Origin of the sequence: Microcoleus sp. BR0-C5, from assembly GCF_036705045.1 — a bacterium.
Taxonomy (GTDB): domain Bacteria; phylum Cyanobacteriota; class Cyanobacteriia; order Cyanobacteriales; family Microcoleaceae; genus Microcoleus.
On the sequence record NZ_JAUBTR010000052.1, the window covers coordinates 18,303 to 30,862 of the forward strand.

Here is a 12,560-nt window from a genome sequence, read left to right on the forward strand (position 1 = left end):
TCAAGCCTTAATGCGTTACTTTATCGTGGCTAGCTGAGCCTCAGCATAAATAAACTGTCCCAAAGCATTAGCTTTCCGGGAAGGCTGAGCCAAGTGAGCCTTAAGATTGGCGTCTTTAAGCAAAGGTTGCAAAACCTCCCAGAAAAACTCGCCGCCACCGCCAGTCAGAACCACATCCGTCACACGTTCGGGCAGCCACTGCACCAAACGTTCGGACAGTTCGTTAGCGAAAGCCTCCCGCAAATCCTTAATAATCGGATCTAAATTAGTCGGCTTAGTCGCTCCTCTGGGACGGTAAAAACGCTGGCCTTCGGGTTTATTCACCGCTTCCAGTAAAGACAGAGATTGAGGGTCTGCCCCCGGAATCTTTGAGGCAACTTGTTCGTAGAACTTGTTCATTGCGAAGGAATCGCTCTTTGAAGCCGCCCGGGCAAACCGGAAACGATCGACCATTAACAAATCGGTAGTTTGGTGTCCGATATCCACAACAGCCACCGACAGTTCCGGCAACTCCGGCGTAAACTCCTTGTTATCTTGAGCCTCGCACCAAATCAGGCTGCCGAACCCTTCCGGCATTACCCAAACGTGACTGATGTTAATATCCACACGCTCGCCCCGGTACACCACAACGTGGGGAGAGCGCAGTTGGCTGATAATCTCTTCCTTTTCCTTCTCAAACTGATCCTGCGAATAAAACGGCAAACCAAGCACAACTGCTATTTCGCCCTTCATCTGGAAATATCCAGCACAGGAAAAGACCTTAACCAAAGCATCTACTACTTTCGACTGGTCAGCGCCACCGAGATTAGCGCCAAAATCTGCAGCCAGTTGGCCTATAGCGTACCCCTTGCCCTGGTACTCCAGCCACATATCCAACAGAGGGTCTGTTGCTTTGGACTCAAAGCTGCCACCCCGCACCTTTTCCACGGGCATAGTAGCCACGTTGGCAGGGATGAAAACAACGCTACTAGGGTTGCGACTCACGCAAGCTTTAGTTGCCGTCCGACCCAAATCAGCACTAATAATCGATTTGTTAGAAGCGACTTTAGTCTGCTGGGTCAGCATAGCCGAATTAGGAACAAGCTGTCTAGTTGTCATTGAAATGTGTTACCTCACTGAGCCTCACCATTATCATGCCTTATCCCTTGACACTGCCACGCTTAAAGACAGTGGGTGAAAGTGGCGATTCTTCTAACTCTACCTAGATCGGTATCGAAATCAGCACCAAACATTATATTCGGGACGATCGCCCTTAATTGATTTTAGATTTTAGATTTTAGATTTTAGATTTTAGATTTTAGAGGCGACAGCAGAGGCCGCTGTCCGGGGGTTTGTACCCTCGATGGTTTCGGTCGAGGAGTATTTTCGATCGATCGCGGCAATACGGCCTGTTGCCTGAGAGTGCATTGTTAAGTTAAATTTAGTTAAGATTCTGAGTGTAAACTTTTGTCGCACTTCTCCCACACCGCGATCTTACCCGATCTGTCCCCAATTCAAGGCATCCGCATTTATGAAAATTTCTTGGCGAACTATACTACTTTGGACTTTACCCGCCTTAGTCATCGGCTTTTTCTTGTGGCAGGGGGCCTTTGCGCCATCCCCGGCAGAAATGAGCAAGAACACCGCCAGCACCCGCCTGAGCTACGGTCGATTCTTAGATTACTTAAACGCCGGTCGAGTGACCAGCGTTGACCTTTACGACGGAGGTCGGACGGCGATTGTCCTAGCAGTCGATCCCGAACTGGACAATCACGAGCAGCGGTGGCGGGTGGACTTGCCCTCAAATGCCCCGGAACTGGTTTCTAGGCTCAGAGACTCCAAAATCAGCTTCGACACTCACCCACTACGCAACGACGGTGCTGTCTGGGGACTTTTAGGCAATCTAGTATTTCCCCTGTTGTTAGTAGGAGGGCTGTTTTTCCTCTTCCGCCGCGGTGGCAACGTTCCCGGCGGCCCGGGCCAAGCGATGAATTTTGGCAAATCCAAAGCTCGCTTTCAAATGGAAGCTAAAACAGGCGTACTGTTCGACGACGTAGCAGGCGTTGAGGAAGCCAAAGAAGAACTACAAGAAGTGGTGACATTCCTCAAAAAACCCGAACGCTTTACCGCAGTCGGGGCAAAGATTCCCAAAGGCGTACTGCTAGTGGGCCCTCCCGGAACCGGTAAAACCATGTTGGCAAAAGCGATCGCAGGCGAAGCCGGCGTGCCTTTCTTCAGCATCTCTGGTTCGGAATTTGTCGAAATGTTCGTCGGTGTCGGCGCTTCCCGCGTCCGCGACTTGTTCAAGAAAGCTAAAGAAAATGCTCCTTGCATCATCTTCATCGATGAAATCGATGCAGTCGGTCGCCAGCGTGGCGCCGGTATCGGTGGCGGTAACGACGAACGGGAACAAACCCTGAACCAGTTGCTGACCGAAATGGACGGTTTTGAGGGCAATACTGGCATTATCATCATTGCTGCCACGAACCGCCCCGACGTGCTTGACTCAGCGTTGCTGCGTCCGGGACGTTTTGACCGCCAAGTTAGCGTAGATACGCCGGATATTAAAGGCCGCTTGGAAATTTTGGAAGTTCACGCGCGCAACAAAAAGCTGTCTGCGGAGATTTCTTTGGACGCCATCGCCCGCCGCACTCCGGGTTTTACGGGCGCTGATTTGGCTAACTTGCTCAACGAAGCTGCTATTTTAACAGCCAGACGCCGCAAAGAAGCGATTACGATGCTGGAAATTGACGATGCAGTCGATCGCGTGGTAGCAGGTATGGAAGGCACTCCCTTGGTGGACAGCAAGAGCAAGCGCTTGATTGCTTACCACGAAATCGGCCACGCGATCGTCGGTACAATCATTCAAGCCCACGATCCAGTTCAAAAAGTTACCTTAGTTCCTCGCGGACAGGCCCGCGGCTTGACTTGGTTCATGCCCAGCGAAGACCAAGGTTTGATTTCAAGATCGCAAATTTTAGCGCGGATTAGCGGTGCTTTGGGTGGCCGCGCAGCCGAAGAAGTAGTTTTCGGCGATGCCGAAGTAACTACCGGTGCCGGCAACGACTTGCAGCAAGTAAGTGGCATGGCACGCCAAATGGTGACTCGCTACGGGATGTCTACCTTGGGCCCGATCGCCCTGGAAGCTCAGCAAAGCGAAATTTTCCTCGGCCGCGACTACACAGCGCGATCGGAATATTCCGAAGAAATAGCCTCTCGGATTGACGGACAAGTTCGATCGATTGTCGATCACTGCTACGACGACGCCCGCCGAATTATTCGCGAAAATCGCACCGTGATCGATCGCTTAGTCGATTTGTTGATCGAAAAAGAAACCATCGACGGCGAAGAGTTGCGCCTAATCGTCTCTGAATACACTTTTGTTCCTGAAAAAGAACAATACGTTCCTCAGCTTTAAGACTTGTTTAAACATTAGGGACACGGCATTGCCGTGTCTTTAAAAAGTAGGGACGCAACAGCATTTTCACGTCCCTACTTTTTTATTAAACTGTCAACAATAGACTTTTTGCAAAAGTCCTTTTAAGCAAATTTTCAGACGGGCTCTCCGGCCCATCCCACAAGAGAAAAAACTTTTTGTGGGATGGGCCGGAGAGCCCGTCCCAGCTATTTTTGCAAGAGGTCTAATATTAAACCGCCCCTAAACGCCAATTAACGCAGATGAATACTACATTAGCCCTACATACTAAGAATTCGCCATTTTTTTTTATAGCAGCTTTTATTTTTGTGGGTGTCAATACTTTGAGCGCCCGCGCCGAAAAATCAAGATGTTTTGTAGATATTTGCATCGACTCCAGCAGCGTTGAATTAAGCAAATCCGATATTCCCGGTGCTCCCTCTTATCCAGTCAGAACTATTTTAGTAACTCAACAGTTTAGTAACGATAAATTGTTGGCGCAAATGGAAGTTGACTGCCAGCAACGACAGTTGAGAACTGTCAGAGTTAGCCAAGATGGCGAAAATTGGTCGAATTTCTCTCCGAAATGGACTTTAGTCGATGGCCACTCATCTTTGTCTCGGCTGGTTGACTATACTTGTAAATTGGCGATCGCAGAACAAGAGAATAAATAAGTAGAAAAAAAACAGAGAGTAACTATATCTTCAACCCTTGGCTTGCGGGTTGTGCCTGTGTTCCCGTAAACTCAGCGGCTTAAACCGCCGAGTGTTAATATTAAAATCAATATCAAATCTCAAATCTGATGAGTGTTATTAATATTACACTCAATCTCAAATCTAAAATCTAAAATCTAAAATCGGATGAGTGTTAATATTACACTCAATCTCAAATCTAAAATCTCAAATCTAAAATCGGATGACCAACCCCACCGAATACCGGCAAAGACGCGAACAGTTAATGGCAAAAATTGGCAGCGGGACGGCGATATTTCGCAGCGCCCCTGCAGCCGTCATGCACAACGATGTAGAATACGCCTACCGACAAGATAGCGATTTTTTCTATTTAACCGGTTTCAACGAAGCTGCGGCGGTAGCAGTGCTCGCGCCACACCATGAAGAACACAAATTTGTTTTGTTTGTGCAGCCAAAAGACTTGGAAAAAGAAACTTGGCACGGTTATCGTGCCGGAGTAGAAGGCGCTAAGGAATTGTACGGCGCGGATGAAGCTTTCCCGATTAATGAACTTGCGGAAAAATTGCCGAAATATTTAGAAAAAGCCGATCGCATATATTATCACTTCGGGCGCGATCGTACTTTCAACCAAACAGTCCTCAATCACTGGCAGCGCTTGATGGCAACCTACCCGAAACGCGGCACTGGCCCGACAGCAGTCGAAGATTCCAACATTATTTTACACCCGATGCGGCTGGTGAAAAGCGAAACTGAATTAGCATTAATGCGAAAAGCCGCTAATATCTCAGTTGCAGCGCACAACCGCGCCCAAGAATTCACCAAACCTGGCAGGTACGAATATGAAATTCAAGCTGAAATAGAACATACTTTTGGCTTAAATGGTTGCACTCCCGCTTACCCTTCAATTGTTGCATCCGGTTACAATTCCTGTGTCCTCCACTACATCGAAAACAATCGGCAAATGCAGGAAAACGATTTGTTGCTAATAGATGCAGGTTGTGCTTGCGACTACTACAACGCTGATATTACTCGCACCTTTCCTGTTAGCGGCAAATTTACAACTGAACAACAGATAATTTATGACTTAGTTTTGCAAGCACAATTGCAGGCAATTAGTCAAGTATATCCGGGAAATCCTTACAGCAAAATTCACGAAACAGCAGTGCGCGTTTTGGTGGAAGGTTTAATGGATTTAAAACTTTTGGTGGGGGACATTGAAGAGATAATTAAAGAAGAGAAATACAAGCCATTTTATATGCACCGCACTGGTCATTGGCTGGGATTGGATGTGCACGATGTCGGCGTTTATCAGTACGGCGAAAATCCGCAATTTTTGCAGGCAGGACAAGTGCTGACGGTGGAACCGGGGATTTATATTTCTCCTTATATTAAACCCGTGGAAGGACAGCCGGAGGTTCCTGAAAAATGGCGCGGTATTGGCGTGAGAATTGAAGATGATGTTTTGGTGACCGTGGATTGTCATGAAGTCTTGACGGCTGGAGTTCCTAAATAATTGTTGACTGTTGACTGTTGACTGTTGACTGTTGACTGTTGACTGTTGACTGTTGACTGTTGACTGTTGACTGTTTGAACAATACCGATGCAACCGGAAAGGATATAATATCAAATCCAGTAGCATCGGAATTATGAGCGGGCTATATCATCCAGATATATTATTCCGATGCAACCGTCCATGATATAAGTTGGCAGTGCAGGCTTGAGCTTTGTTAGTATTGGCTGGAAAAAGCTCAAGTCCGCAACTGCAAAACATAGACCCATTATGTGTATTGATCCTACAAAGATCGATCGACCTCTGGAAACCTGCGAAGCATTAGTAGCAGAGCAAAAAGCAAAGATTCGGCAACTCGAAGAGGATTTGCAGCAGCAGAGAGAATTGTGCCAGAAATTAGAAGCACAACTCAAAGCAGTCGAGAATGCTGGCGTTTCGGGTTCGGCAACAGAATTTGATATCACCGAGGACGATCGTATTGAGTTAATCACATCTCTGGAAAAAAGCCAGGAAATGTACCGAACTCTCATCAAACATTATCCCAATGGCTCGGTGTTTTTGTTCGATCGCGATTTGCGCTATACTTTGGTTGACGGCCAAGGTTTGGCAGTAGTGGGTTTGTCCAAAGAATTGTTGGAAGGCAAAACATTGTGGGAAGTATCGCCACCTGAAGATTTGCCACTTTTTGAGACTACATATCGCGCTGCTTTGGCAGGAAAAGAGAATAATTTTGAATATAAATACCGCGATCGCGTTTATTCCACAACAGTTGCTCCCGTCAAAAATGACCGGGAAGAAATTTTTGCAGGAATGGTCGTTACTCAAGATATTACCGAAAAAAAACAGGCAGAAATAGCGCTAGAAGAAATCAAAAATCAGCTAGAAATTAAATATCAAAATCGCACTGAAGACTTGAAAACAGCTAACGAGCAATTGCAGGAAGAAATTCTCTCTCGCTGGCGCGCCGAAAAAGCTCTGCGGGAAAGCCAGGAACAGCTAGAATTGTTTTTCTCTCAATCTTTAGATGGCTTTTTCTTTATGATGCTAGACGAACCAGTGCAATGGGACGATACAGTTGACAAAGAAAAAGTCTTGGATTACATATTTGCTAACGGGCGGGTAACGAAGGCAAACGATGCTTTGATAGCTCAATACGGAGGTACTAGGAAAGAGTTTATTGGCCGGACGCTTTACTCTTTGTTTTCGCACAACTTGGCTGGGGGCAGAGAGATAATCAGGCAATTTTTCGATGCTGGCCGAATTCACATCGAAAATGACAATCGCAAGTTGGACGGGGATATAATTTGGGTGGAAGGCGACTATATTGGCATTTACGATTCCCACGGCAGAATCGTCGGGTATTTTGGCGTGCAGCGCGATATTAGCGATCGCAAAAAAGCAGAAGCAACCCTCAGAGATAGCGAAGAACGCTTTCGAGCAACCGTCGAACAAGCGGCAGTCGGCATTACCCACCCTGACCAAACAGGCCGCTATTTGCGAGTCAATCAAAAATTCTGCGAGATAGTGGGATATAGTGCGAGCGAACTGCTGTCGCGAACTTGGATGGACGTTACTTACCCAGAAGATATAGATGCAGATTTAAAACAAAACAATAAATTATTTGCCGGGGAAATTGACAGTTTTAAAAGGGAAAAACGCTTGCTGCACAAAGATGGCACTGTAGTTTGGGTAAATATTACAGTATCGCTAATCAAAGAACCGCTGAGCGGGGCAATTTACAATGTAGTCGTGACAGAAGATATTAGCGATCGCAAAAAAACAGAAGCAGCACTGAAAGAAAGCGAAGAAAGGTTCCGACAGCTAGCAGAAAACATTGAAAGCGTGTTTTGGATGGTAAACGTTCAACTCCAGAAAATTATTTATATCAGTCCGGGTTACGAAAAGATTTGGGGCAGAAGCTGCGCTGATTTGTATGCTTACGGGCGCTTTTTTGCAGAGTCCCTCCATCCAGAAGATCGCGATCGCGTTATTGCTACCTTTACTAAACCAATTGAGTCTGAAAAAGAGATAGAATATCGAATTGTTAGGCCGGACGGCGAAATTCGCTGGATTCGCGATCGGGCTTTTCCCATTAGAAATCAATTTGGTAATATCTACCGCATCGTGGGCATTGCAGTAGATATTACCGCACGCAAACAGGCAGAAAAAACCATCCGCGAAAGTGAAGAACGCTTCCGCCAGTTAGCAGAAAATATCCAAGATTCCGTCTGGCTAATGTCTGCGGAATTCACCGATTTATTGTATCTGAGTCCAGCTTACGAACAAATCTGGGGGCGCAGTCGCGAAGAATTGTATGCTGAGCCCTTAAAAATGATGGAGTGGGTGCATCCAGAAGATAAACTCCTGTTGGAAGAGGCAATGGGGCGAGTGTTGCAGGGCGAGTCCACCAATATCGAATATCGGATTTTTCGACCAGACGGCACAATTCGCTGGGTGTGCGATCGAGCTTTTCCCATTTACGATGAATCGGGCAAAATTTACCGCATTGCGGGTATTGGCGAAGATATCAGCGATCGCAAATTTACCGATGCCCGCATCCAAGCAGCACTCCGCGAAAAAGAAGTATTGCTCAAAGAAATTCACCACCGAGTCAAAAATAATATGCAGATAATTTCCAGCCTGCTGCAACTTCAATCTCAATACATTGAAGACGAAGTGACCCTAGCTTTATTTGAAGAAAGCCAGACCCGCATCCATTCAATGGCTCTGATTCACGAGCAACTTTATCAATCCGAAAACCTCGATCACATCGCCCTGTCTCCCTACGTCGAAAACTTGGTTGCTAATTTGTATCAATCTTTTGGTTGTGGCAACACTTCCATTCAATTCAACCTCAAAGTTGACCCCATTTATTTAAATATAGAAACAGCTATTCCGTGCGGGTTAATTATTAACGAACTGGTTTCTAACTCTTTAAAATATGCCTTTGGCTCTAATTTAGATGGTGAAATAACTATTGACTTTCATGAAATCAATAACCACCAGTTTCATTTAACTATTCAAGATAACGGTTGCGGATTTCCGGCTGATTTTGACATGGAAAATACGGAAACATTAGGATTGCGATTAGTAAGAATGTTGGCTTACCAATTAGAAGCGAGTATTGCCATTGACAGTCAGTGTGGAACCTGCTACACTCTAATTTTCCAAGAGTTAAATTATCGGCAGCGTATTTAACGAAAAATGAACCCTATACAAATTTTGGTTGTAGAAGACGAAGTTATTGTAGCCCAAGACATAGCAGGTCGATTAAAAAAACTGGGATATGCAGTAACAGCTACAGTTTCTTCAGGAGAAGAAGCAATTCAAAAAGCTATAGAAAACCCGCCCGATTTGGTGTTAATGGACATCGTGCTTAAAGGTGACATGGACGGGGTAACAACAGCCGAGAAAATCCGAACTAATAGGAATGTGCCGACAGTATTTTTAACAGCTTATGCTGACGATCAAACGCTGCAAAGAGCAAAACTTACAGATCCATTCGGTTATATTATTAAACCATTTCAACAAAATGATTTGCGGGTGGCGATCGAGATTGCCCTGCACAGACATGAAATCGAAACCAAGATGCGAGAATCTCTCAAAGCTGCCGAAGCACTCAGAGAGTCGGTGGAAGAAAAATCACACCGCCAAAACCAGTATATTTCAATGGCCGCTCACGAATTGCGGAACCCGCTCAACGCGATTTTAATTTCTGCGGAACTTCTCGATCTCGATCGAACTCGCAGCAGGGACGAATCCCAAGTTAGAACGCTGCGGCTGGTGCACTCAGCTACCCAAAAGATGAACCAGCTAATCGATGATATGCTGTTTATGGGTCGAGCAGAAGCAGGTCAACTCAAATGCCATCCATTACCGATAAATTTAGTCGAATTTTGTCAAGACTTGCTCGCTCAATTGCAGTTAGGAAATGAAGCCCACCACAAACTAACATTAATCCCCTCAGATGTTACCAGCGCGATGTTAGATCAACAATTGCTGCATGGCATTATTTCTAACTTAATCGTCAACGCCATCAAATATTCTCCCAACGGCGGGCAAGTCACTTTGGAATTGGAATGCCGTCCAGCAGGCGAGGCAGACAAAGAAGCTATTTTCTGCTTATCTCCTCAGTGTTTGTTGCCCAATTCCCAATTTACAAATATTAACTCCCCCTTACTAATTATGCGTATCCGAGACGAAGGTATCGGCATCCCAGAAACCGAAGTAGGGAAAATATTTGAAATGTTTTACCGCTGCAAGAATAGTGGGAAGATTAAAGGTAACGGTTTGGGATTAACAATTGTTAAAAAAGCTGTAGAATTGCAAGGAGGGGCGATAGCCTGCGAAAGCAAAATGGGCGTGGGTACAACGTTTACAGTCGCGCTTCCTTACGTACCACTTTCCTGTAAAACTCAACGAGAAACAACTTAAATGCCACTACCAACACTAATCAAAGTGTTGCAAAATCCACTCCACCGCCGCAGCTAAATTTGCTGCTATAAAATCAGGTTTAGTATGGTGCTGATACTCCCCACTCAACACACTTTCTCCATAACCAGTCTGCACCAAAATACCAGTACAGCCGGCATTATGAGCCATGTCTACATCAGTGGCTTTATCCCCCACCATAAAACTATTTCGCAAATCTAAATCCTGTTCCCAAGCGGCCGCTACCAACATCCCTGTATTTGGTTTTCGCCACGTTGTATATCGCGTGAATTCTGGGTTGGTTCCGCCTTCGGCTGCGCTTAAATAAGGACAGTAATAAAGATCATCTAACTTTGCTCCTGCTTCATTTTCTAATAGCTGACAAAGGCGTTTGTGCAAAGCTTCTACGTGGCTAACCGGATAATAGCCCCTCGCCGGACCCGATTGATTGGAAACCAAACAGCAAAATATTTCTTTGTCATTTAAACGGCGTACAGCTTGGGCTACTCCGGGGATTAAATGCAAATCTTCTACTTTGTGAATGTAGCCGGCTTCGATATTGAGAACGCCATCTCTGTCAAGAAATACTGCTCGTTTCATTGTTGTATTGTTTTTTATATAATATAAAACTCGGTGGCATCGGAATTGATATTACCCACAGTTAGGAGACGGCAATGCCCAAGGCGTGTCAACTTAAGCTTTTCGTTCGCTAGTCCTCGCGCCTACCCGCCAGCCCGCCAGGGAATGAATTCCCTGTCTAATAGCGAAAGTCCTCTAAAAGAGGACTGAATCATTCATTAGTCCTCTAAAAGAGGACTTTAGCTTTGAGGCAGGGGTTTCAACCCCTGTCGGACTATCGGTGTAACGTTAAGTTGACTCCAATGGACAGTGCCATGTCCTCATCGTCATTCTAAAATAGATTGTTTGCCTAGCCATTCGCGGAAACTATTATGATACAAACTATAGCAAATTTCTCCTCCAATTTCTTGTTTATTTAAGAACTCGATCCAATTGTCTAACACTTTTTCAACATCGTATTCATCCCGATCAATTATATTGGATATGGCACTTACAGATAAACCTGTTGTGGATTGTACCAAAACATTCAGCACAGACAAGTCAACTTCCGATAAGCCATCACCTCTCATCCGCAGCCAGTGGTTTTGATAATACGCTGCTAAACCGGGAGGAAGTTCAGAGACAAGTGAGGACTCCCCCAGATTAGCATCGGGGCGTGAATTCTCGTTAATGGCAGGTAACATCTGACTCAGATACATAAAATTGTTTTCGCTGACAGTGGCGAGTTGTTGGCAGAATTCGGGTTGAGTTAAATCCGGTGCGGTTGATAGGTATTGCTGAATGTAGTTGAGGACATCTTCGCGATTTTGGGCGGGATAATCTCTTAAATCGAGAGTTTGAGAGGGGGTTTCAATTAACAAACCGGATTTCTCTCTCAAAAACGGGCGGCGGGCGAGGATAAAATAAGTACGATCGCCCAAATATCTCGGCAGATAAAACAGATTTGAGCTGGGAGGCTGACTGGTGGGGGCGATCGCGTCTACAGAATCTATGACAATTATCAACCGTTGGCGATCGTTTAATTTATCGCTAATTTGCTGAAGCAACAAAGACAGAAACCAACTCCCATCATGGGATTCGAGACTTTGAAGTTGAGATTTGAGCTTGAGGATTTCCGATGTTTCCCCATTGGCGGCAAGGTATTTGTCAATCAGTTGAGTGCAGACAGAAGCGAGAAAATCTTCAGCTCGATTTTTGCCTTCAACTCCAGCGTTGTAATAGATACTGCGAGGATGGGCCCTGACATATTGGGCGAGGATGGAACTTTTGCCGCAGCCGGGAGTGCCGACAATTGTGAAATAACCGCGGCTGTGGGAGTTCAGAAAGTCGGATATCGCAGAAAAAACAAACTTGCGCCCGACAAAATTCTCGGTTTTTTCTCGCAGGAGTTGCTGAAATTCTTTTGGGTAAGCAGCGGTATAGATGGGAGTTGAGAGAGGTGAGGAATTCATGTTAGTGCCTCCACCCCTTCTAACCGCAGGAAATATACGCGGCCCGATCGACCGCCTGCCACAATTGTGACTCCATCGGGTGCAATAGCGCAACAGGCGATCGAACTTTCACCTGTAAAACTAGCAATGACATTTTTACTCGACAAATCCCAGACTTTTATGGTCTTATCCGATGAACCAGAAATTGCCCGTTTGCCATTAGCAGTGACGGCAACTGCTTCTACCCAGTTGCTGTGACCATTGAGAGTCAACAGTTCATTTCCAGTTGTTAAATCCCAGACTTTGAGGGTGTTGTCCCACGAACCAGAAATCGCCCGCTTGCCATCCTCCGTGACGGCTACTGCATATACCGAACTGGTGTGACCATTGAGAGTAAACTGTTCCTTTCCAGTTGTTAAATCCCAGACTTTGAGGGTTTTGTCATATGAACCAGAAATCGCCCGCTTGCCATCCTCCGTGACGGCTACTGCATATACCGAACTGGTGTGACCATTGAGAGTAAA

General features: G+C 45.7%; 8 protein-coding genes and 1 pseudogene. 5 read left to right on the forward strand and 4 right to left on the reverse strand.

Features of this window, described 5'->3' with window-relative positions; all coding sequences use genetic code 11:
• Positions 1–15: 15 nt before the first annotated feature.
• On the reverse strand, positions 16–1,098 hold the full coding sequence (locus tag QUB08_RS21830) for a ParM/StbA family protein (protein ID WP_333041971.1): 1,083 nt from the start codon (positions 1,096–1,098) through the stop codon (positions 16–18).
• 412 nt (positions 1,099–1,510) lie between these two features.
• Here QUB08_RS21830 and ftsH2 point away from each other — a divergent pair, with 412 nt between their 5' ends.
• From ftsH2 to QUB08_RS21855, 5 genes are all read left to right on the forward strand, one after another.
• Positions 1,511–3,397 (forward strand): ATP-dependent zinc metalloprotease FtsH2, encoded by a 1,887-nt coding sequence (ftsH2, locus tag QUB08_RS21835; RefSeq protein ID WP_333227040.1) that lies wholly within the window; start codon positions 1,511–1,513, stop codon positions 3,395–3,397.
• Between the two features lie 260 nt (positions 3,398–3,657).
• A complete protein-coding gene (locus QUB08_RS21840; protein ID WP_333151091.1) occupies positions 3,658–4,068 on the forward strand; it encodes a hypothetical protein in 411 nt (136 codons plus the stop codon).
• A gap of 241 nt (positions 4,069–4,309) precedes the next feature.
• The gene (locus QUB08_RS21845) at positions 4,310–5,599 is read left to right on the forward strand and encodes an aminopeptidase P N-terminal domain-containing protein (protein WP_333227042.1); all 1,290 of its coding nucleotides are present in this window, start codon (positions 4,310–4,312) and stop codon (positions 5,597–5,599) included.
• 267 nt (positions 5,600–5,866) lie between these two features.
• Positions 5,867–8,794, forward strand: a complete 2,928-nt coding sequence (locus tag QUB08_RS21850) for a PAS domain S-box protein (RefSeq protein ID WP_333227044.1) — start codon at positions 5,867–5,869, stop codon at positions 8,792–8,794.
• A 6-nt stretch (positions 8,795–8,800) separates the two neighbouring features.
• Positions 8,801–10,030 (forward strand): ATP-binding protein, encoded by a 1,230-nt coding sequence (locus tag QUB08_RS21855; protein ID WP_333227046.1) that lies wholly within the window; start codon positions 8,801–8,803, stop codon positions 10,028–10,030.
• 15 nt (positions 10,031–10,045) lie between these two features.
• On the opposite strand, the gene QUB08_RS21860 is transcribed toward QUB08_RS21855, so the two are convergent.
• The 3 genes and pseudogenes from QUB08_RS21860 to QUB08_RS21870 all read right to left on the reverse strand — a co-directional run.
• Positions 10,046–10,627, reverse strand: a complete 582-nt coding sequence (locus QUB08_RS21860; protein WP_333227048.1) for an HAD family hydrolase — start codon at positions 10,625–10,627, stop codon at positions 10,046–10,048.
• Between the two features lie 305 nt (positions 10,628–10,932).
• Entirely contained in the window at positions 10,933–12,057 is a 1,125-nt protein-coding gene (locus tag QUB08_RS21865) for an AAA family ATPase (protein WP_333227050.1), read from the reverse strand.
• Positions 12,054–12,560: pseudogene (locus tag QUB08_RS21870) on the reverse strand (WD40 repeat domain-containing protein); the annotation flags it as partial. The gene QUB08_RS21865 and the pseudogene QUB08_RS21870, both read right to left, overlap by 4 nt.

Excerpts from the sequence above, each read along its gene's own strand:
- QUB08_RS21850 (WP_333227044.1), top strand. The coding sequence starts at position 5,867 with ATGTGTATTGATCCTACAAAGATCGATCGACCTCTGGAAACCTGCGAA.
- QUB08_RS21840 (WP_333151091.1), top strand. The coding sequence starts at position 3,658 with ATGAATACTACATTAGCCCTACATACTAAGAATTCGCCATTTTTTTTT.
- QUB08_RS21865 (WP_333227050.1), bottom strand. The coding sequence starts at position 12,057 with ATGAATTCCTCACCTCTCTCAACTCCCATCTATACCGCTGCTTACCCA.
- ftsH2 (WP_333227040.1), top strand. The coding sequence starts at position 1,511 with ATGAAAATTTCTTGGCGAACTATACTACTTTGGACTTTACCCGCCTTA.
- QUB08_RS21855 (WP_333227046.1), top strand. The coding sequence starts at position 8,801 with ATGAACCCTATACAAATTTTGGTTGTAGAAGACGAAGTTATTGTAGCC.
- QUB08_RS21845 (WP_333227042.1), top strand. The coding sequence starts at position 4,310 with ATGACCAACCCCACCGAATACCGGCAAAGACGCGAACAGTTAATGGCA.
- QUB08_RS21860 (WP_333227048.1), bottom strand. The coding sequence starts at position 10,627 with ATGAAACGAGCAGTATTTCTTGACAGAGATGGCGTTCTCAATATCGAA.
- QUB08_RS21830 (WP_333041971.1), bottom strand. The coding sequence starts at position 1,098 with ATGACAACTAGACAGCTTGTTCCTAATTCGGCTATGCTGACCCAGCAG.